Here is a 20190-nt window from a genome sequence, read left to right on the forward strand (position 1 = left end):
CGTCGGGGCGTGGCAGAACAGACAGCACTCATAGAAACAGGCCCACCAGCCGCGACCAAGCCGGACCGGGCCGTCGTCCGTGACGCGCTCGGCGTCGGCGTGGCCGTCGGGCTCTCCGGCTTCGCGTTCGGCGTGACCTCGGCCGGGGCCGGGCTCGGCCTGCTCCAGACCTGCGCGCTCAGCCTGCTCGTCTTCACCGGCGCCTCACAGTTCGCGCTCGTCGGGGCGCTCGCGGCGGGCGGGAACCCGTTCACCGCCGCCGCGGGCGCGTTCTTCCTCGGTACCCGCAACGCCTTCTACGGGCTGCGGCTGTCACAGGTCCTCGCCCTGCGGTGGTCGGTGAGGCCGTTCGCCGCCCACTGGGTCATCGACGAGACGGCGGCCGTGTCGCTCGCCCAGCCGGACCGGCGAGCCGCCCGTATCGGCTTCACCGTCACCGGACTCACCCTCTACGTGCTGTGGAACCTGACCACGCTCCTGGGAGCGCTGGGCGCCGAGGCCATCGGGGACACGAACGCGTGGGGACTGGACGCCGCCGGGCCCGCCGTCTTCCTCGCCCTGCTGGCGCCCATGCTGCGCACGACCACCGAACGGGCCGTCGCCGCGTTCGCCGTCGTCCTGGGGCTCGGCTTCCTGCCGGTGCTGCCCGCCGGGGTGCCGGTACTGGTCGCGGCACTCGCCGCGCCCGTCGTGCTGTGGCTCCGGGGACGCAAGACCGGCCGTGCGGACGCGGAGGGGACGGACCGTTGAACATCTGGATCGCCATAGGCCTGACCGCCGCCGGCTGCTACCTCCTGAAGCTGATCGGCCTCCTGGTGCCCGCCGGGGCGCTGGAGCGGCCGCTCGTGCAGCGGCTGGCGGCGCTGCTTCCCGTCGCCCTGCTGGCCGCGCTGACCGCGCAGCAGACCTTCAGCACCAACGGCGCGCTCGTCGTGGACGCGCGGGGAGCCGGTCTGGCCGCGGCGGCACTCGCCCTGGTGCTGCGGGCTCCCTTCCTGGTCGTGGTCGCCGCCGCGGTCGTGGTGACGGCGGGGGTACGGGCCATCGGGGGCTGACGGCGCGCCCTGTCCGCACGCTCGGCGGGCGCCGGTCAGCCGCCGATGCGGCGGCCGTGCGCCCGCAGCGTGCGCAGCGCCTCGATCGTCACGACCGGACGCGACTCCAGGGCCGTGCCCGGCGCCCACTGGCGCCACCTGACCGGCCAGCCGCCGTCCTCCTCCTGGTCGGCCGCGAGGCGGTCCAGGGAGCGGGCCATCTCCTCGTCCGTGAACCAGCGCCGGGCGAGCGAGTCCGGCACGCGCGCGTAGTCGTGCGGGAAGTGGTGCTCGCCCGGGGCGTAACCGGGCGCGACCGGATACTCGTCGACGTGGTCCGGGTCCAGCACCGCCAGCCGCTGCTCCCGCACCAGGCGGCCGAGCCGGTCCGCGGCGGCCTCCGCGCGGGCACGGTCCGGAACGCCGTCCAGGAACGCGACGGCGGCCTGGATCTCGTACGGGTGCGACTTCTCCAGCGCCTCCACGGCGGCCCAGCAGAAGTCCGTGGCGCGGAACAGCCACGCGTGCCACACCTGGTTGCGGTGGAGCACCCCGACGACCGGGCCGGTCGCCAGCAGCTCGCTCGGCGGATCGTCCACGACCGGCATGAACGGCGCGACCGGATAGCCCCGGATCGAGGGGTGGAGGGCCGGAAGGGCGCCGTCGTGCGTGGACACCCCCGTCAGGTAGCGGCAGACGCGCTCCACGCGCAGCCCGCCGCAGCGGCCGATGGAGTCCAGCACCCGCAGCGCGTGCGCGGTGTGCAGCGGCTGGCTGACGGGCCCGCGCAGATCCGGCTCCAGGGCGTGGCCGTAGCCCCCGTCCTCGTTGAGGTACGCGCTCAGGGCGGCCTCCACGGGGTCGGCACCACCACCCAGGAAGTGGTAAGCGAACCGCCGCTGTTCGAGCACGCGGGCCGTCAGCCAGATGAAGTGCTCGGCGCGCGAGAGGGGAGTTCCAGCCATGTTCCGACCGTAGGGCGGAAAGGGCTTTCGGCAAGCGGCGTGGACCGGGCTGCACTCTCAGGAGCGGGATACTCGAGGCATGCGGTTGACGATTTTCTGGGAGCGGATGGCGGACCACTTCGGTGAGGTGTACGCCGAGTCCTTCGCTCGGGACCATGTCATGTCCGAGCTGGGCGGCCGGACGGTGTACCAGGCGCTGGAGGACGGGTGGGAGGCCAAGGACGTGTGGCGCGCGGTCTGCGCGGCCGTGGACGTGCCCGCGGACAAGCGGTGACGCGGTGGTGGTGTGCCTCGGTGATGCGGTGAACCCGTGGCGCGGTGGTGGTGTGACGCGATGCTCCCCGGGCTGACCGGCCGCTTGTCACCGCCGTACGCGAGACTTGCTGCGTGGCCCCGACTGACGAGACCGAGACGACGACCACCGAGCCGGTGACCAGCGACCCCGCGTCACCGGCCACCCATGCGGTCCCCGTGCCGCCGAGCAGGACCGCAGAGCCGGCGACGACCACGACGACCGCGGCGGCGTCCGTGCCGGCCGCGACGGCCGGGCCGACCGCCGCCGCGTCGGCCGGGGGCGGGTCGGCCGGCGGCGCGTCGGCCCGGGGAGGGTCCCCCGCCGCCCGCATGCCCCGCTGGCTCCCGAAGGCCATGGTCCTGGCGCTCGCCCTGTACGCCTGCTTCCAACTGGGCAGTTGGGCGTTCCACCAGCTCATCGGCCTGCTGATGAACATCCTCATCGCGTTCTTCCTGGCGCTGGCGATCGAGCCGGCCGTGGGGCGGATGGCCGCCCGGGGGATGCGCCGTGGCCTCGCCACCTTCCTGGTCTTCTTCGCCGTCCTGGCGGCGAGCATCGGGTTCGTCGTGCTGCTCGGCTCGATGCTGGCCGGCCAGATCGTCGAGATCGTCGAGGACTTCCCCCGGTACCTCGACTCGCTGATCAACTGGATCAACCGCACCTTCCACACCGAGCTGTCCCGGGTCGAGGTCCAGGACAGCCTGCTGCGCTCGGACTGGCTGAGGAAGTACGTCCAGAACAGCGCGAGCGGAGTGCTGGACGTCTCCGCGACCGTGCTCGGCGGGCTGTTCAAGCTCCTGACGATCTTCCTGTTCTCGTTCTACTTCGCGGCGGACGGCCCACGGCTGCGCCGGGCCCTGTGCTCCGTCCTGCCGCCCGCCAAGCAGGCCGAGGTGCTGCGCGCCTGGGAGATCGCCGTGGACAAGACCGGCGGCTATCTGTACTCGCGCGGTCTGATGGCGCTGATCTCCGGCGTGGCCCACTACGTCCTGCTGGAGTTCCTGGGGGTGCCGTACGCGCCCGCGCTGGCGGTCTGGGTGGGCCTGGTCTCCCAGTTCCTGCCCACCATCGGCACCTACCTGGCGGGCGCCCTGCCGATGCTGATCGCCTTCACCGAGAACCCCTGGTACGCGCTGTGGGTGCTGGCGTTCGTCGTGGTGTACCAGCAGTTCGAGAACTACGTGCTGCAGCCCAAGCTGACCGCCAAGACCGTCGACATCCACCCGGCCGTGGCCTTCGGCTCGGTCGTCGCGGGCACCGCGCTGCTCGGCGCGGTCGGCGCGCTCATCGCGATCCCGGCGGTCGCGACGCTCCAGGCGTTCCTCGGCGCCTACGTGAAGCGGTACGACGTGACGGAGGACCCGCGCATGCACGGCCACCGGCGGCACGGGGAGGCCGTGCTGGACCGTGTGCAGCGGGCCCTGCGGGCGAAGAAGGAGAAGGAGCTGGGCCACCGGGTGCCGCCCGCCGACGGCTCCTGACGCCGCGCCGCGAGGTGCGGTGTGGCTCGCTTGACAGCAAAATCGAACATCCATTCTTATGGGGGTTCCGGCCCGGAATTACGGGGGCGACGAGGTGTCGGCCGCTGAGTTATCCACAGGTCGGAGGGACGTCGGGGCCCATTGTCAGTGGCAGGGGTTAGCGTCTTTGACGTGAAGCGATCGACTCAAGCAAATCGGGTGGAACCCATGGCAGGAACCGACCGCGAGAAGGCGCTCGACGCCGCGCTCGCACAGATTGAACGGCAATTCGGCAAGGGCGCAGTGATGCGCATGGGCGAGCGGTCGAGGGAGCCCATCGAGGTCATCCCGACCGGCTCGACCGCGCTCGACGTCGCGCTCGGCGTCGGCGGCCTGCCGCGCGGCCGTGTGGTGGAGATCTACGGCCCGGAGTCCTCCGGTAAGACGACCCTGACCCTGCACGCCGTGGCCAACGCGCAGAAGGCAGGCGGCCAGGTCGCGTTCGTCGACGCGGAGCACGCCCTCGACCCCGAGTACGCGCAGAAGCTCGGTGTCGACATCGACAACCTGATCCTGTCCCAGCCCGACAACGGCGAGCAGGCCCTGGAGATCGTGGACATGCTGGTCCGCTCCGGTGCGCTCGACCTGATCGTCATCGACTCCGTCGCCGCGCTCGTGCCGCGTGCGGAGATCGAGGGCGAGATGGGCGACTCGCACGTGGGTCTCCAGGCCCGTCTGATGAGCCAGGCGCTCCGGAAGATCACCAGCGCGCTGAACCAGTCCAAGACCACGGCGATCTTCATCAACCAGCTCCGCGAGAAGATCGGCGTGATGTTCGGCTCGCCGGAGACCACGACCGGTGGCCGGGCGCTGAAGTTCTACGCCTCGGTGCGTATCGACATCCGCCGGATCGAGACCTTGAAGGACGGTACGGAGGCGGTCGGTAACCGCACCCGCTGCAAGGTCGTCAAGAACAAGGTCGCGCCGCCGTTCAAGCAGGCCGAGTTCGACATCCTGTACGGCCAGGGCATCAGCCGCGAGGGCGGCCTGATCGACATGGGCGTCGAGCACGGCTTCGTGCGCAAGGCGGGCGCCTGGTACACGTACGAGGGCGACCAGTTGGGCCAGGGCAAGGAGAACGCCCGCAACTTCCTGAAGGACAACCCCGACCTCGCCAACGAGATCGAGAAGAAGATCAAGGAGAAGCTGGGCGTGGGCGTCCGGCCCGAGGCCCCGGCGGCGGAGCCCGGCACGGACGCGGCGGGCGCGGCGGGTGCGTCGGCCACCGACGAGCCGGCGAAGTCGGTCCCGGCTCCGGCGGCCAAGGCCACCAAGGCGACCAAGACCGCGGCCGCCAAGGCCTGACCCCGTGGTCCGGCGCACCGAATGGCCGGGCGACAGTGACGACTCGTCGAGGGCCGAGAAGGAGCTGTCGCCCCAGGATCCGGCTGAGCGGGCGCGGGCGATCTGCCTGCGCCTGCTCACCGGGACCCCGCGCACCCGCAAGCAGCTCGCGGACGCGTTGCGCAAACGTGAGATTCCGGACGAGGTCGCCGACGAGGTCCTCTCCCGCTTCGAGGACGTCGGCCTGATCGACGACGCGGCCTTCGCGGGCGCGTGGGTGGAGTCCCGGCACCACGGCCGGGGCCTGGCCCGTCGTGCCCTCGCGCGCGAATTGCGCACCAAGGGGGTGGACGCCGAGCTGATCGACGAAGCGGTGGGTCAGCTCGACTCCGAGCAGGAGGAGGAGACGGCCCGCGAGCTGGTGGCCCGCAAGCTCAGGGCGACCCGCGGCCTCGACCGCGATCGCCGCCTCCGCCGCCTCGCGGGCATGCTCGCCCGCAAGGGCTACCCCGAGGGCATGGCCCTGCGAGTGGTGCGCCAAGCGCTGGCGGAAGAGGGCGAGGACGTGGAAGACCTCGACGCCCTCTGAACTGCCGGGCCCGCCGGGGGGGTGTGCGCGGGTGGGGCTCCGCGCCCGGTGGCCCACGCCCGGTGGGCTCCGCGCCTGGTGGGCTTGTGCCGGGTGGGGCTCCGCGCCCGGTGGCCCCCAAGGCGGTTGACCCGCCCCCCGTGCCCCCGCCCCCAGGCCCCCGCCCCCCAGCCCGGTGGTCCTGCCCGGGTCAGGGGGCCGTGCCGGGTCAGGGAGCCGTGCCCGGGTCAGGGAGACGTGACGGGGAGGCCGTGAGCCCTCCAGGATTGGAAGCCGCCGATGAGGTCGGTGGCGCGGTGGAGGCCCAGGTGGTGGAGGGAGGCGGCTGCGAGGGAGGATGCGTAGCCCTCGTCGCAGACGACCACGACGCGTAGGTCGTGGCTCACCGCTTCCGGGGCGCGGTGGCTGCCCTGGGGGTCGAGGCGCCACTCCAGTTCGTTGCGTTCGACGACCAGGGCTCCGGGGATCAGCCCGTCGCGTTCGCGCAGTGCCGCGTACCGGATGTCCACCAGGAGCGCGTCACCCGCCTCGGCGGCCGCGAACGCCTCCGGGGCGGTCAGGCGGTTCAGGCCCGCCCGGGTGTGCTCCAGCAACTCGTCGATGTTCATGCTCACTGCCAGTCCTCCGGACGCTCGACCTGCTCCAGTCGTAGCACCGGGCCGGTGCGGCTGAAGCGCCGGATCAGCGGAAGTGGCGGGTAGTACGCGTGGACCGACACGGCGTGCTCGGCAGGGGAGGCGTTCAGCACCTCGTGCACATGGTGCCGGCCGAACGCCCGCCCCTGGCCCGCCCGGAGCAGGCGCTCGCGGTCGACGCCCTCGTTCAGTTCGAGCGCCCGCCAGCCGCCCGAAGGCAGGCGCACGGAAAGGGAGTTCTCCTTCAGGGCGCCGCGCGCGGTGGCGAAGGCGCCGAGTGACTCGGCGTGGTCGTGCCACCCCGTGCCGGTGCCGGGCGGCCAGCCGATGAGCCAGGCCTCGCTGCCGCCGGGCCCGTCGAGCCGCACCCATGTGCGGCCTTCCGGGTCGAGCGGAAGGGAGGCGATCAGTTCGGTGTCGGCCGCCGTGCGGCGGACGAAAGCGAGCAGTTGGGCAGCCGTTGGCACATCGGCGACCACGGGGGCAGAGACAGGCTGGGACACGGGAAACCGTCCTGGGTCCTGGACATGAAGTCGCGGAAAACGCGCACGGCGAAACGGCGCGTAAGGGAAAAGAGCGAGTTCAGCAGGACCGACGACACACGCAGCCCGCATAGCGGACCAGGTCCATGTGGACCCTCCGCCACAGGCGCACATCGGTGCCGTTCATGATCGGGAGTACAGCACGTCCTCCCTATCACGTCAATCGACGTCAGTTCACATCGGCCGTCCGGTCGCTGTGCTCGGGCGACGGCGCACCGCCCCGCACCGCGTCGGCCGCCGCGTGCAGTTCCGCCGGCCGGACCCCGGAGAAGGCCGCCGCCAGGTGCCCGTCGGGCCGTACCAGCAGCACGGTGTGCGCGGCCGCCCCCGGGTACGCCTCCGTGACCAGCACTTCCCCCTCGACCGGCAGCCCCGCCACCGCTTCCACCAGCCTGGGCATCACCCCCGCGGACATCCAGTGCCGCCGGTCCCACACCCCCGTACCCGGCGCGACCAGCACCGCCAGCAGCCTGCCGCGGCCCAGCCGGTCCCGCAGCCGCACGGTCGTGCCGTCCTCCGGAGCCGTGACCCGCACATCCGCGACCGGCGCACCGGGCGGCGTACCCACGCTCGTGTGCGCCTCGGCGTACGGAGGCGCGAGGGGGGAGTGCGGGTACGCGGGCGGCGCACCCAGCGGGCCGCGCCCCACGTGCCCGTCCATCAGCAGCGCGTCGTGCCCGCCGCCCCGCAGGTACGTCCGCAGCCCGCCCGCGCCGCGCAGCACCGGCAGTGACTGGTCGGCGGCCCGCAGCCGGGCCGCGACCGCCGTGCGCCGCTCGGCCTGGTAGCTGTCCAGCAGGGCGTCCGAGGCTCCGTGACGCCAGGCCAGCGCCAGCTTCCACGCCAGGTTCTCGACGTCCCGCAGTCCCTCGTCGAGCCCTTGCGTACCGAGCGCGCCCAGCAGGTGGGCGGCGTCCCCGGCGAGGAAGGCGCGATCCACCCGCCAGCGCTTCGCGAGCCGGTGGTGCAGCGTGTACACGCCGGTGTCGACCAGGTCGTACGCCGGTGTCGCACCGCACCAGCCGGACAGCGTCTCGCGGATCCGTGCCACCAGCGCGTCGGGCGTCACGAGGTCGCCGCGCGGCGGCAGCAGCCAGTCCAGCCGCCAGCCGCCGTCCGGCAACGGCCGGGCCGTGACCTCCTCGCCCACGCCGCGCCACGGCGGCTGACGGTGCAACAGGGCCTCGTCCGGCCAGGGAAGTTCGACGTGGAGGGCGGCGACGGCGTGCCGTTCGACCGCCGTACGCCCCGGGAAGCGGACGCCGAGCAGTTTGCGCACGGTCGAGCGGGCCCCGTCGCAGCCGACCAGGTGGCTGCCGCGCCACGAGACCGCCCCGGGCCCGCGCGTGTGCGCGGTGACGCCGTGCGCGTCCTGCTCGATGCCGTCCACGCGGCTGTGCGTGACCACCCGCACCAGTTCCGGGTCCGGGAGTGAGGCGATGGCCTCCCGCAGGCCGCGCGTCAGGGCGTGCTGCGGGATGTGCAGCGGGGAGGGCGCCTCCAGGCCGAACTCGAAGTGCCGCATCTGCTGCCTGCGGCGCATCGACCGCCAGCCGGTCCAGCGCGCGCCCTCGTCCCGTACGGTGGCGCAGCCGAGGCGCTCCACGAACGCCGCCGTGTCGGGGCGCAGTACGGCCGTGCGCGCGGCGCGCGGCTCCTCCTTGCCGGGGCCCTCGTCCAGGACGACGGAGGGCACGCCCTGGGCGGCGAGTGCCAGGGAGAGCGCCAGCCCGACCGGGCCGCCGCCGACCACGATCACCGGGTCCACGGCGCGGCTCCTGAGACCCATACGTGAGCAGGGGAAACACGGGACAATACGGCTGGAGCCCGACGCGACGTGATCACAGAACGTATGCAACCCACTGCCGCTGCTTGCGTCAAGTGACGGGGGCAGCGGCGCGACCGCCACTGCCCCCGTTCAACGCGTAAGACACCCGGATGATGTCACATGCCGTCAGTTCCCCGGTGTACCGGTACCACCGTCGCCCCCGCCCGGCCCGCCGGGAAGCGGACCCTTGGCGACCGCGTTGCCGGCTTCGGCCGCGAGCACGGCGTTCGAGGCGGGGTCGGCGGCCGCGGCCGTGCCGATGCCCGTCTTGGCGCGGCGGCCGCGCTTCTCGATCCAGGTGGCGAGCGCGGACAGCGCCAGGCACATCGCGACGTAGATGGCACCGACCACCACGATCGTCGACACGTACGGGTACATGCCGTTGACCTGCGTGTTGGAGGCGATCAGGCGGGCCGTCTGGAGCAGCTCGGGGTACAGGATGATGAAGCCGAGCGAGGTGTCCTTGAGGGTGACCACGAGCTGGCTGATGATCGTCGGGAGCATCGCGCGGACGGCCTGCGGCAGCAGCACGGTCGTCATGACCTGCGTCTTGCTCATGCCGAGCGCGTACGCGGCCTCGCGCTGGCCCTTCGGCACGGAGTTGACGCCGGCGCGCAACACCTCGGCCTGGACGCAGCCGTTGTAGATCGACAGGCCGACCGCCAGCGCCCACATCGAGTAGTCGGTCAGGAAACCGACCCACACGGCGTAGATGGTGATCAGCAGCGGGATCGAGCGGAACAGCTCGATGAAGCCGGTCGCCAGCCACCGGACCGGCTTGTGGTCGGAGAGCCGGGCGACGGCCAGCAGGACGCCGAGGACCAGCGAGCCGACGGCCGCGATGCCGAACGCCTTGAGGGTGGCGAGGATGGCGTCGGCGATGTTCTGCCGGATCCCCGCGTAGTTGAAGATGTCCCACATCTCGGGGGCGAGGTGCCCCTTGTCGCTCAGCCGCATGATCGTGACGGCGAGCAGGCCCACGATCGCGAGGGTGCCGAGCACGGCGTAGACGCGGTTGCGGACGACGGCCTTGGGGCCGGGGGCGTCGAAGAGAACGCTGGCGCTCATCGGGCGACCTCCAGGCGGCGCTCGAGGACTCGGAAGACACCACTGATGGAGAACGTGACCACCAGGTAGGCGAGGGAGACCCAGATGAAGATGGGGATGATGTCGTAACCCTCTTCGCTCATCAGCTTCTGCCAGCCGAAGAGTTCGGTGACGCTGAAGGCGCCCGCGATGGCCGAGTTCTTGGTGAGCGCGATGAGGATGGAGCTCAGCGGCGGCAGCACGGTACGGGTGGCCTGCGGCAGCACGATGAGCCGCAGCGTCTGCGAGAACGTCATGCCCAGGGAGCGGGCCGCCTCGGCCTGGCCCAGCGGCACCGTGTTGATGCCGGAGCGGACCGCCTCGCAGATGAAGGAGGAGGTGTAGAAGCCGAGCGCGATCGAGCCGAGGACGAAGGCGCTCATGCCCGGGAAGAGGATCTCGGGCACCACGAACGTCGTCACCAGGAACAGCAGCGTCAGCGGTGTGTTGCGCAGCAGGGTGACCCAGGCGGTGCCGAACCAGCGCAGCGGCGGGACCGGGGAGACCCGGAAACCGGCGATGACGATGCCGAGGACCAGCGCGATGGCGGTGCTGACGGCGGTGATCGACACGGTTCCTATGAAGCCGTCGCGGAACTCTGAGAAGTGGTCGAGCAGTACGTTCATGGGGTCTCCGCGTCGGCGGTCAGCGGCTGGCGGTCAAAGTGCGTGCGGTCGTGCGGTGCGGCGCGCCCGGTCCGGTACGTGCGGTCCGCCGGCTTGCGGTCCGGTGCGTGCGGTACGGGCGGCGTGCGCGCGTGGCACGGGGCGGAGCGCCCCGTACGCATCGGTACGGGGCGCTTCGTCGTGAAGCGGTGGTGCGGGGCGCGATCAGTAGCGCTCGAGCGCCGGCGGCGGGGTGTAGGCCGAGCCGGACAGGCCCAGGGTGGCCTCGTAGATCTTCTTGTACGTGCCGTCCTTGATCCGCTTGTCCAGCGCGTTGTTGACCGCGTCGCGCAGGACCTTGTCCTCCTTGTTCATGCCGATGCCGTACGGCTCCTGCGTGAACGGCTTGCCGACGACCTTCAGCTTGGTCGGGTTCTGCGCGGCGTAGCCCTTGAGGATCGCGTCGTCCGTGGTCACCGCGTCGACCTGCTTGGTCAGGAGCTGCTGGACGCAGTCGGAGTACTTGCCGAGCTCGGTGGTCTGGGCACCGTACTTCGGCTGCTTGATCTCCTGGAGCGGCGTGGAGCCCTTGATGGAGCAGACCTTCTTGCCCTTGACGGCGTCCGGGCCGGTGATGGAGGTGTCGTCCTTGCGGACCAGGAGGTCGGCGCCGGCCTTGTAGTACGGACCCGCGAAGCCGACCTGCGCCTTGCGCTTGTCGTTGATCGTGTAGGTACCGACGTAGTAGTCGACCTGGCCCTTGGAGATGGCGGTCTCGCGGGTGCTGGAGTCGACCGTCTTCCACTCGATCTGGTTCTCGGTGAAGCCCAGCTCGGCGGCGATCATCTTGGCGATCTCGACGTCGAAGCCGGAGCGCTTCTTGGTGGCCTGGTCCTCGAAGCCGAGGTACGGCTGGTCCGCCTTGGAACCGATGATCAGCTTGCCGCGCTCCTTGGCCGCCTTGAAGGTCGGCGAGTCCAGGTTCACACCCGTGGCGACGACGTACTTCGGCAGGGCCGGGGCGTTGGTGGCACCGGGCTGGACGCCGGCCGGCTTGTCGCCCGCGGAGCCCTCCTTACCACCACAGGCGGTCGCGGACAGCGCGAGCACAGCAACGGCCAGCGCGGCCGTCTTGCGGAGCTTCATGGTGAACATCCCTTATGTCGTGGTTCGTTGGTCGTCATCGCCGCTGTACGGGAATGATCAGCGGGATCCGTCGGTGGCATCCGTCAGTGGTGAAGGATCTTCGACAGGAAGTCCTTGGCCCGGTCGCTGCGCGGACTGCTGAAGAACTGCTCCGGCGTCGCCTCTTCGACGATCCGGCCGTCCGCCATGAAGACGACCCGGTTCGCGGCGGACCGGGCGAAGCCCATCTCGTGGGTGACGACGATCATCGTCATCCCGTCCCGCGCGAGCTGCTGCATGACCTCGAGGACCTCGTTGATCATCTCGGGGTCGAGCGCCGACGTGGGCTCGTCGAAGAGCATCACCTTCGGGTCCATCGCCAGTGCCCGGGCGATCGCGACGCGCTGCTGCTGACCACCGGAGAGCTGCGCCGGGTACTTGTCGGCCTGGGAGCCGACGCCCACCCGGTCGAGCAGCGCCCGGGCCTTCTGCTCCGCGGCCTTCTTGTCCGCCTTGCGGACCTTGACCTGGCCCAGCATGACGTTCTCCAGCACGGTCTTGTGCGCGAAGAGGTTGAACGACTGGAAGACCATGCCGACGTCGGCCCGCAGCCGGGCGAGTTCCTTGCCCTCCTGGGGCAGCGGCTTGCCGTCGATGGTGATGCTGCCGGAGTCGATCGTCTCCAGGCGGTTGATGGTGCGGCACAGCGTGGACTTGCCGGACCCGGACGGTCCGATGACGACCACGACCTCGCCACGGGCGATGGTCAGGTCGATGTCCTGGAGCACATGCAGCGCGCCGAAGTGCTTGTTGACGTTGCTCAGCACGACCAGGTCGCTTGCCGTCGGTACGGCGTCCTCCGCGCCCTTGGTCACTGACACTCCGCTCATCGGCTTCTTGCTCCGTCCTCCTCGGTTGCAGAGGACATTAAGCACGCAGTGCGACCAGCGTCATTACATCTGAGCGGAAATTGAGCATAACGATCCGGCTGCAACCGGACACTATGCGTGAACGGGACGGCGCCGGGACGGCGGTCCGGAGAACGGGTGCATAACGGAACCATCGATGCCCCCGGAACCCTCTTGACTGGCAGGCCGCCCATCGGCGTTCATGCCCAGGTGGCCATATGGTCACCGAAGCGATCGCACCTTTCGGAGGGGGGCCATGAGACTGCTGCTCGTCGAGGACGACGACCACGTCGCCGCGGCCCTGTCGGCGATCCTCAAGAAGCACGGATTCGAGGTCACCCACGCCCGCAACGGCGAGGAGGCGCTCCAGGCCGTGCTGCCGGCCGCCAACGCCGGCCGGCCGCCCTTCGGCGTCGTCCTCCTGGACCTCGGCCTGCCCGACCAGGACGGCTACCAGGTGTGCGGCAAGATCCGGAAGCTCACCACCACGCCGGTGATCATGGTGACCGCGCGGGCCGACGTCCGCTCCCGCATCCACGGGCTCAACCTCGGCGCCGACGACTACGTCGTCAAGCCGTACGACACCGGCGAGTTGCTCGCCCGCATCCACGCCGTCAGCCGGCGCTCCGGCGCCCCGGACACCGACGACCCCGGCGGCACGACCGGCACGGCCGGCGGCGGTACGGACACGGCGGCGCCGCTGCGCCTGGGCTCCGTCACCATCGAGCTGCCCACCCGCAGGGTCAGCGTGGCGGGTACGGAGGTCCAGCTCACCCGCAAGGAGTTCGACCTCCTCGCGCTGCTCGCGCAGCGGCCCGGCGTCGTCTTCCGGAGGGAGCAGATCATCAGCGAGGTCTGGCGCACGAGCTGGGAGGGGACCGGCCGCACCCTGGAGGTCCACGTGGCGTCCCTGCGCGCCAAGCTGCGGATGCCCGCCCTGATCGAGACCGTGCGCGGCGTCGGCTACCGCCTGGTCGCGCCGGCCGCGTAACACCCTGAAGCCCCTGTGCGCACCCGTCTGCTCCCCCTGCTCCTCGTCCTCATGGCGGGCGTGCTCCTCGCGCTCGGCTTCCCGCTCGCGGCCGCCCTCGCCGCCGCCCAGCAGCAGACCGTCGTCGTCGACCGGATCGACGACACCGCGCGCTTCGCGGCCCTCGCCCAGTTCGTCACCGAGCGCGGCCCCGGCATCGACGAACGGCAGTCCACCCTGCACGGCGAACTCGTCCGCTACCACGAGGTGTACGGGATCGAGGTCGGCGTCTTCTACCGCGACACCACCGCCATGGCCCGCGCCCCCAAGGACTGGGACGTCCCCGCGAGCGGCGAGCCCCGGCGCGCCTTCCGCGAGGCCCTGCTGGGCCGCCGCAGCCACGACCCGCCCCAGGTGTGGCCCTGGCAGCGGGACGCCCGCCTCGCGGTCGCCTCGCCCGTCGTACGGGACGGGGACGTCGTCGCCGTCGTGCTCACCGACTCGCCCACCGGCCAACTGCGCTCACGCATCCTGCACGGCTGGCTGCTGATCGCGGCCGGTGAGGTCGCGGCGATGCTCCTCGCCGTCGGTGCGGCGTTCCGGCTCACCGGGTGGGTGCTCAAGCCCGTCCGCGTCCTGGACGCGGCCACCCACGACATCGCGACCGGCCGGCTGAACTCCCGCGTCGCGGCGGCCGGCGGCCCGCCCGAACTGCGCCGCCTGGCCCGATCGTTCAACGAGATGGCCGACAACGTCGAAGAGGTACTGGAGCAGCAGCGCGCCTTCGTCGCCGACGCCTCCCACCAATTGCGCAACCCGCTCGCCGCGCTCCTGCTCCGCATCGAGCTGCTCGCGCTGGAGCTGCCGCCGGGCAACGACGAGATCGCCTCCGTACGCACCGAGGGCAAGCGCCTGGCCCAGGTCCTGGACGACCTGCTCGACCTCGCCCTGGCCGAGCACGCCCCCGCCGACCTGCGGCTCACCGACATCGGCGAGCTGGCCACCGAGCGGGTGGCCGCCTGGCGGCCGCTCGCCGACGAGAAGGGCGTCCGGCTGACCGGATGCGGCTCCGCCGTCACCGCCTGGGCCGACCCCGTGGCGCTCTCCAGCGCCCTCGACGCCGTGATCGACAACGCGCTGAAGTTCACACCGGCGGGCGAGGAGGTCACCGTGACCGTCACCGCCGACGGCGACACCTCCACGATCGTCGTCACGGACCGGGGCCCCGGCCTGACCGACGAGGAGCTGGCCCGTATCGGCGACCGCTTCTGGCGCAGCGGCCGCCACCAGAACGTCAAGGGGTCGGGCCTCGGCCTGTCGATCTCACGCGCCCTGCTCGCGGCGGGCGGCGGCTCGATCGCGTACTCCCACCACGAGCCGAGCGGCCTGCGCGTCACGCTGACCGTCCCGCGCACCGCGCCGCAGTGATCAGGGCTTGGCCGAGCGGTAGTAGCGCCGCGCCCCCTCGTGCAGCGGCAGCGGGTCCGTGTAGAGCGCCGTCCGCAGGTCGACGAGCTGCGCGGGGTGCACCTCGCGGCCGATCCGGTCCCGGCTGTGGATTACCGTGCGCGTGAAGGCCTCCACCAGCGCGGCGTCCGTACGGTCGGTGGTGACGAGCAGGTTGGCCACGGCCACCGTCTCGACCGGCCGGCCCTCGGTGGCCAGGGCGTAGGCATCGGCGGGTATCACGGCCGAGCGGTAGTAGCGGCCGCTGCCGCCGCCCTCGTGCACCCGGTTGATCAGGTCGCCCTCCAGCGGGACGAGCCGGATCGGGAAGCGCTCCGAGAGCTTCTGCACGGCACTGGTCGGCAGACCGCCCGACCAGAAGAACGCGTCCAGCCGGTCCTGCTCCAGCAGCGTCGGCATGGTGTCGATCCCGGCCGAGACCGGCTTGATGTCCTTGTCCGGATCGATCCTGGCGGCCTGGAGCAGCCGGTTGGCGATCAGCCGTACGCCCGACCCGTCCTGTCCCACACCGACCCTCAGGCCCCGCAGATCGCCCGTGGACCGCACCTTCGAGCCCTTGGGCACGATGAGCTGCACGTAGTCGTCGTACAGCCGGGCACAGCCGCGCAGGTCGTACGCGCCCGGCCTGCTGTCGCGGATGTACGTCGCCACGGCGTCGGCCGTGGCGATCGTGAAATCGGCCTCCCCGGACGCGAGCCGCTCCAGGTTCTGCCGGGAGCCCTCGCTGTTCTGGAGGGTTATGGCGACGTCCGGGACGGTGCGGCCGAGCGCCTCCTCCAGCAGCTCGCCGTACCGCTGGTACACCCCGGTCGGTACGCCGGTGCTGAAGGTGACCTTCCCGCGCGGGGACGGCTCCCCGGGCGGAAGCAGCCACCACAGGAGCAGACCCAGCACCACGAGGCCCACCGCCGACCCCTGGAGGGCGCGGCGGCGGGTGATGCGGGACAGGGCCTGGAGCATGGCGCGATCCTGCCAGCTCACTCCCGGTGCTGGCCAGGCCGGGCAGGCAACGGTTCGGATCGCTGTCAGTGACACGTCAGCGCGGCCCGGCAGCATGACGGTGGGACGAGTGGCTGGACCGGGAGGACGAGCCGATGAGCAGCGCACCGCCGATCGAGAACGTCACCGAGGACCTCCGGGCGGCCGCCCCGCCACCGGCCCGGACGGTCGTGGCCATGCTGCTCGACCGCGCCGCCGGCCCGGGCGCCGGCCGGCCCCTGTTCACCGCCCTGGGAGCGGCGGGCGAACGGCTCGCGCGCATCACCCCCGCCGAGCTCGACGCGCGGGCCCGCGCGGTGGCGGCCGCGCTGCACCGGACCGGACGGCCCGGCGACCGGGTGATCATCCCGCCGCTGCCGGGCCTCGACTTCCACGTCGGCTTCTTCGGCTGCCTGTACGCCGGGATGGTCGCCGTACCGGTGGCCGACGCGACCGGGCCGGCCGCCGCCGCCATCGCCCGGGACTGCCGCGCCGGCGCGGTGCTGGTGCCGGACGCCGCCGCTCCGGGGCCGTTGCCGGGCCTGCCCCGGGTGGCCGTACGGGGGCGGACCCTCCTGGGGCGGGGCGCCCCCGTGGCCCCGGACCCCCTGGCGCCGGCGCTGCTCCAGTACGCCGCGCGGCCCGGGGGCCGGCCCAGCGGTGTCGCCGTCGGCCACGGCGCCCTGGTGGCCGGGCAGGCGGCGGTGCGCGACCGGTGCGACGTCGACCCCGGCACGACCGTCGTGAGCTGGCTGCCCCTCTGGCACGGCACGGGACTGGCCACCGCGCTGATCCTTCCGCTCACCTCGGGGGCGGCCGCCGTGACCCTGGAACCCGCCGCGTTCGTCCGCGACCCGCGCGTGTGGCTGCGAGCCATCGAGGCGGAGGAGGACGTCTTCGCCGCGGCGCCGGACAGCGCGTACGAGCTGTGCGTCAGGCGCGTCCCGGTGGCGGAGCGGATGCGGATCGACCTGTCGACCTGGCGGGTGGCCGCCGTCGGTGGCCGGCGGCCGGTCAGGGCCCGGACGCTGCGCCGGTTCGCGGACGCGTTCCGGCCCGGTTTCTTCCGTGAGGAGATGTTCGCCCCGGGCTACAGCCCCGGCGACGGCACGCTCGGCGGCACGCTGGCCCGGCCCCTCTACCCCACCGTGACGGGGCGCTACGACCGCGAGGCCCTCACCCGGGGCGAGGCAGTGCCCGTACCCCCGGCACATCGCGGCGGGGTCGAACTGGTCGGCCGGGGAACGCCGTTGCCGGGCACCGCTGTGCGGATCGTCGACCCCGCGTCGGGCCGGGCACTCCCCGAGCGGGTCGTCGGCGAGATCCGGGCGGACGCGCCGGGGTGCGCCGGGAGCCCGACCGGAGACCTGGGCTTCTTCGATGGCGGCGAGCTGTTCGTGACGGGCTGACCCCGGCGTGATCGAGCGGATCCTGCCGCCGTACGCCGCCGCCGTCGAGGCCTTCTCCGACCCGCTGGGCGCCCGCCTCTTCCCGGAGGAGCAGGCCGTGGTGGCAGACGCCGCGGAGGGGCGCCGGCGCGAGTTCACGACCGTCCGGCACTGCGCCCGCCTCGCCCTCGCCCGGCTCGGCCGGCCACCGGTACCGCTCCTGCCCGGCCCCGGCGGCGCCCCCCGGTGGCCGGACGGGGTGGTCGGCAGCATGACGCACTGCCGTGGCGGCTACCGCGCCGCCGTGGTGGCGCCGCGCACAGCCGCGCGGGCCCTCGGGGTGGACGCCGAGCCGCACCGCCCGCTGCGGGACGGCGTGCTGGCGAGCGTGGCCCGCCCCGGCGAGCGCGCCCGGCTCGAAGGCGCTGGTGCGGCGGTGTGCTGGGACCGGCTGCTGTTCTGCGCCAAGGAGGCCGTGTACAAGGCGTGGTTCCCGCTCACGGGCGTGTGGCTGGGTTTCCACGACGTGGACGTCGACTTCGAGCCGGGTACCGACCGGTTCCGGGCGCGGGTGGTGGCGGGCGGGGAGGAGGCGAACGAGCCCGCGTTCTTCGACGGGCGGCTGACCGGCCGGTGGGTCGCCGGCCACGGTGTGGTGGCGGCCGTGGTGGCCCTTGCGTCGTTTGACATCGGCGCAGGTCGTGGGAAAGTCTCGTCCTAAAGTTTCCCGGGATGTCAGAGGTGGGCCATGACCAGCGAGGAGCTTCTGGCTGTACTCGCTGCCGTGGGCCACGCACAGCGCCTCCGCGTCATCGCCGAGCTCGCCGAGGGCCGGATGTACGTGAGCGAACTGGCCCGCCGCCTCGGGATGTCCCGCCCCCTGCTGTACATGCACCTGGAACGGCTGGAGAAGGCCGGCCTGGTCGTCGGCAACCTGGAGCTGTCCGACGACGGCAAGGCGCTGAAGTACTTCGAACTGGGCGCGTTCGACCTGCACTTGAATGTCGATACGATCCTCGCGGCCGTACGGGCCGACGAGGCCAGGGCGGGGGACGCCGGTGCCGCGCCGGAGCGGGCGGCCGCGGAGGGCCCGAAAGACCAGAAGGGCCTGAAAGACGTGAAGGGGAAACGCACATGACCGGGGCCATCATCGCCATCGCCGTCGTCCTGATCGTCGTCGGCGGCATCACAGCGAGCGTGGTCTCGTACTTCAGACTCCAGCGCCACCGCGCCGATGCCGTCGCCATGGCCTCGTACCGCAAGCTCGCCGAGGAGGCGGTGGCCCAGCAGGAGTCCCTGCGCGGGCAGCTCGCGGAGCTCGGCGACCGCGTGAAGGCCGTCGAAGCGCTGCTCCGCAGCGTCGACTAGCGGGCACCCCGACTCCTCACGGTCCGCGGTCGGCCGCCCCCACGCACCGGGGGTGGGCCGCCCGGCCCGCCGACCCGCACCCGGGGTCACCGGGAACAGGCACCGCACCGGGGGGGCAACGAGAGAGGGCACCGCCGCGGTCCCGTTGTGCCCACCCTCCCCCAAGCTCTCGGCTTCGCTCGAGCAGGGGGGACCCCCATCGCCCTGCGGAACGACTGCCCACAACGGGAAGGGGTGCCCCGAGCGGGACGACTGCCCACAATTGGCCGGGACGACTGCCCACAACGGGCCGGGCGACTGCCCACGACGGAGCGGCGGCCAGCGGCCCCGGACCGTGGGCGCGGGAGCGGCGCAGCGCCCCGCGGCCTGGCGGGAAAGCCCCGGTGACCTGCGATTTTCGCCCCGGACTTAAGGGCATGGCCCGGCCCCGTCCGCGTTCCTAGACTCGTGCCCGTTCCTACTGAGCACGGCGCCAAGCCTGTTGACGCACGACCAGAAGCCGAACACGTCCCATGGTGCCGCCGGGCTCCCGGCGGTGTCACTCCGTCGGGCAGACCGAAGCGGCCTCGGACGAGGCGCGGCCGGTGTCTGCGACCACGAGAGGAAGGGATGGTCGGGAATGTTCGGTCCTGGCGTCTCATTCAATGACGAGATCTATCCGCCCCTGCTCCGGTGCGAGACACCGGGCCTCGACGCGGTGGAGTGGGCGGCACGGCACCGCCCGGCCATCGACCAACTGCTCCTCACGCACGGCGCCGTCGTCCTGCGCGGCTTCGGCGTCGCGGACGCCGACGCGTTCGAGGCGGTGGCCTCCTCCCTGGTGAACACCCTGTACGGCGATTACGGCGACCTCCCGCACGAGAAGGACGCCGACCGGGTCTACAAGTCGACGCCGTACCCCGCGCAGCAGTCGATCCTGTTCCACCACGAGAGCTCGCACATGCCGCAGTGGCCCAGCCGCCAGTTCTTCTGCTGCATACAGCCGTCGGCCAAGGGCGGCGCGACGCCGATCGTCGACGGGCGCAAGGTGTGGGCGGCGCTCCCGGAGGAGCTGCGGGGCCGGTTCGAGGCGCTCGGCATCCGCTACGTACGCAACTTCATCCCCGGGCTCGACGTCGGCTGGGAGCAGATGTTCGGCACCGGTGACCGCGACGAGGTGGAGGAGCGCTGCCGCGCCCAGGGCGTGGAGTGCGAGTGGCTGCCCGACGGTGTCCTGCGGACGGTGCAGAACGCGCCGGCCGTCGTCCAGCACCCCGGTACCGGGGAGCAGGTCTTCTTCAACCAGCTCTTCCTGCACCACACGGCCTGCCTGGAGCCGTCCGTGCGGGAGGTGATGAGGTCGCTGTTCGGCGACGACGAGACCGCGTACCCGCGCAGCGCGTCCTTCGGTGACGGCTCGCCGATCGACGACGACACCGTCGCCCTGCTGCGCTCGCTGTACGACTCCCTGGCGCAGCGGTTCCCGTGGGAGCGGGGCGATGTGGCGATCATCGACAACATGCTCGTCTCGCACGGCCGTGACCCCTTCGAGGGCGATCGGAAGATCATCGTGGCCATGGGGGACATGGTCAGCCGTGCCGCGGTGAGCTGACCCCCTTCACCA

The 20190-nt window shown here is 72.1% G+C and carries 23 protein-coding genes; 13 read left to right on the forward strand and 10 right to left on the reverse strand.

Annotation, left to right across the window (positions count from 1 at the left end; genetic code table 11):
* Window positions 1–9 precede the first annotated feature (9 nt).
* The gene (locus AB0J57_RS20285) at window positions 10–750 is read left to right on the forward strand and encodes an AzlC family ABC transporter permease (RefSeq protein ID WP_366129622.1); all 741 of its coding nucleotides are present in this window, start codon (window positions 10–12) and stop codon (window positions 748–750) included.
* Entirely contained in the window at window positions 747–1055 is a 309-nt protein-coding gene (locus tag AB0J57_RS20290; RefSeq protein WP_366129623.1) for an AzlD domain-containing protein, read from the forward strand. Before AB0J57_RS20285 ends, AB0J57_RS20290 begins: the two co-directional genes overlap by 4 nt.
* A gap of 35 nt (window positions 1056–1090) precedes the next feature.
* On the opposite strand, the gene AB0J57_RS20295 is transcribed toward AB0J57_RS20290, so the two are convergent.
* Window positions 1091–1999: a hypothetical protein gene (locus tag AB0J57_RS20295; protein ID WP_366129625.1), complete on the reverse strand. Its 909-nt coding sequence runs from the start codon at window positions 1997–1999 to the stop codon at window positions 1091–1093.
* Window positions 2000–2078: 79 nt separating this feature from the next.
* Between AB0J57_RS20295 and AB0J57_RS20300 the strand changes: the two genes are divergently transcribed.
* The 4 genes from AB0J57_RS20300 (at window position 2079) to recX (ending at window position 5687) form a co-directional block, all read left to right on the forward strand.
* Complete coding sequence (locus AB0J57_RS20300; protein ID WP_366129626.1) at window positions 2079–2273, forward strand: DUF3046 domain-containing protein; 195 nt, start codon at window positions 2079–2081, stop codon at window positions 2271–2273.
* A gap of 254 nt (window positions 2274–2527) precedes the next feature.
* Complete coding sequence (locus AB0J57_RS20305; RefSeq protein WP_366129904.1) at window positions 2528–3775, forward strand: AI-2E family transporter; 1248 nt, start codon at window positions 2528–2530, stop codon at window positions 3773–3775.
* A 207-nt stretch (window positions 3776–3982) separates the two neighbouring features.
* A complete protein-coding gene (gene recA, locus AB0J57_RS20310) occupies window positions 3983–5119 on the forward strand; it encodes a recombinase RecA (protein WP_366129627.1) in 1137 nt (378 codons plus the stop codon).
* A 4-nt stretch (window positions 5120–5123) separates the two neighbouring features.
* Window positions 5124–5687, forward strand: coding sequence for a recombination regulator RecX (gene recX / locus AB0J57_RS20315; RefSeq protein WP_366129628.1), 564 nt, complete (start codon window positions 5124–5126; stop codon window positions 5685–5687).
* Window positions 5688–5914: 227 nt separating this feature from the next.
* Here recX and AB0J57_RS20320 read toward each other — a convergent pair whose 3' ends face one another.
* The 8 genes from AB0J57_RS20320 to AB0J57_RS20355 form a co-directional block, all read right to left on the reverse strand.
* Complete coding sequence (locus AB0J57_RS20320) at window positions 5915–6295, reverse strand: rhodanese-like domain-containing protein (protein ID WP_366129905.1); 381 nt, start codon at window positions 6293–6295, stop codon at window positions 5915–5917.
* Between the two features lie 2 nt (window positions 6296–6297).
* A complete protein-coding gene (locus AB0J57_RS20325; protein WP_366129629.1) occupies window positions 6298–6825 on the reverse strand; it encodes a cysteine dioxygenase in 528 nt (175 codons plus the stop codon).
* Between the two features lie 79 nt (window positions 6826–6904).
* Window positions 6905–6991, reverse strand: coding sequence for a putative leader peptide (locus AB0J57_RS20330; protein ID WP_338015579.1), 87 nt, complete (start codon window positions 6989–6991; stop codon window positions 6905–6907).
* Between the two features lie 42 nt (window positions 6992–7033).
* On the reverse strand, window positions 7034–8632 hold the full coding sequence (locus tag AB0J57_RS20335; RefSeq protein ID WP_366129906.1) for an FAD-dependent monooxygenase: 1599 nt from the start codon (window positions 8630–8632) through the stop codon (window positions 7034–7036).
* A 186-nt stretch (window positions 8633–8818) separates the two neighbouring features.
* Complete coding sequence (locus AB0J57_RS20340; protein ID WP_366129630.1) at window positions 8819–9760, reverse strand: amino acid ABC transporter permease; 942 nt, start codon at window positions 9758–9760, stop codon at window positions 8819–8821.
* Complete coding sequence (locus AB0J57_RS20345; RefSeq protein ID WP_366129631.1) at window positions 9757–10404, reverse strand: amino acid ABC transporter permease; 648 nt, start codon at window positions 10402–10404, stop codon at window positions 9757–9759. Before AB0J57_RS20345 ends, AB0J57_RS20340 begins: the two co-directional genes overlap by 4 nt.
* 204 nt (window positions 10405–10608) lie before the next feature.
* A complete protein-coding gene (locus AB0J57_RS20350; protein ID WP_366129632.1) occupies window positions 10609–11529 on the reverse strand; it encodes a glutamate ABC transporter substrate-binding protein in 921 nt (306 codons plus the stop codon).
* An 83-nt stretch (window positions 11530–11612) separates the two neighbouring features.
* The gene (locus tag AB0J57_RS20355) at window positions 11613–12398 is read right to left on the reverse strand and encodes an amino acid ABC transporter ATP-binding protein (protein ID WP_366129633.1); all 786 of its coding nucleotides are present in this window, start codon (window positions 12396–12398) and stop codon (window positions 11613–11615) included.
* A 274-nt stretch (window positions 12399–12672) separates the two neighbouring features.
* On the opposite strand from AB0J57_RS20355, the gene AB0J57_RS20360 reads away from it, so the two are divergent.
* Both AB0J57_RS20360 and AB0J57_RS20365 read left to right on the forward strand, forming a co-directional pair.
* Complete coding sequence (locus AB0J57_RS20360; RefSeq protein ID WP_366129634.1) at window positions 12673–13407, forward strand: response regulator transcription factor; 735 nt, start codon at window positions 12673–12675, stop codon at window positions 13405–13407.
* Between the two features lie 15 nt (window positions 13408–13422).
* Complete coding sequence (locus AB0J57_RS20365) at window positions 13423–14814, forward strand: HAMP domain-containing sensor histidine kinase (RefSeq protein ID WP_366129635.1); 1392 nt, start codon at window positions 13423–13425, stop codon at window positions 14812–14814.
* Here the strand turns inward: AB0J57_RS20365 and AB0J57_RS20370 are convergent, their stop codons facing one another.
* Complete coding sequence (locus AB0J57_RS20370; protein ID WP_366129636.1) at window positions 14815–15813, reverse strand: TAXI family TRAP transporter solute-binding subunit; 999 nt, start codon at window positions 15811–15813, stop codon at window positions 14815–14817. It abuts the gene before it with no gap.
* Between the two features lie 134 nt (window positions 15814–15947).
* On the opposite strand from AB0J57_RS20370, the gene AB0J57_RS20375 reads away from it, so the two are divergent.
* The 5 genes from AB0J57_RS20375 (at window position 15948) to AB0J57_RS20395 (ending at window position 20178) form a co-directional block, all read left to right on the forward strand.
* Window positions 15948–17240, forward strand: a complete 1293-nt coding sequence (locus AB0J57_RS20375) for an AMP-binding protein (protein ID WP_366129637.1) — start codon at window positions 15948–15950, stop codon at window positions 17238–17240.
* Window positions 17241–17247: 7 nt separating this feature from the next.
* Window positions 17248–17940, forward strand: a complete 693-nt coding sequence (locus tag AB0J57_RS20380) for a 4'-phosphopantetheinyl transferase superfamily protein (protein WP_366129638.1) — start codon at window positions 17248–17250, stop codon at window positions 17938–17940.
* 27 nt (window positions 17941–17967) lie between these two features.
* On the forward strand, window positions 17968–18357 hold the full coding sequence (locus tag AB0J57_RS20385) for a winged helix-turn-helix domain-containing protein (protein WP_366129639.1): 390 nt from the start codon (window positions 17968–17970) through the stop codon (window positions 18355–18357).
* Window positions 18354–18587, forward strand: coding sequence for a hypothetical protein (locus tag AB0J57_RS20390; protein ID WP_366129640.1), 234 nt, complete (start codon window positions 18354–18356; stop codon window positions 18585–18587). Before AB0J57_RS20385 ends, AB0J57_RS20390 begins: the two co-directional genes overlap by 4 nt.
* A 619-nt stretch (window positions 18588–19206) precedes the next feature.
* Window positions 19207–20178, forward strand: a complete 972-nt coding sequence (locus tag AB0J57_RS20395) for a TauD/TfdA family dioxygenase (RefSeq protein ID WP_366129641.1) — start codon at window positions 19207–19209, stop codon at window positions 20176–20178.
* The last annotated feature ends 12 nt before the right edge of the window (window positions 20179–20190 follow it).

This window comes from Streptomyces sp. NPDC049837 (assembly GCF_040674455.1).
GTDB lineage: Bacteria > Actinomycetota > Actinomycetes > Streptomycetales > Streptomycetaceae > Streptomyces.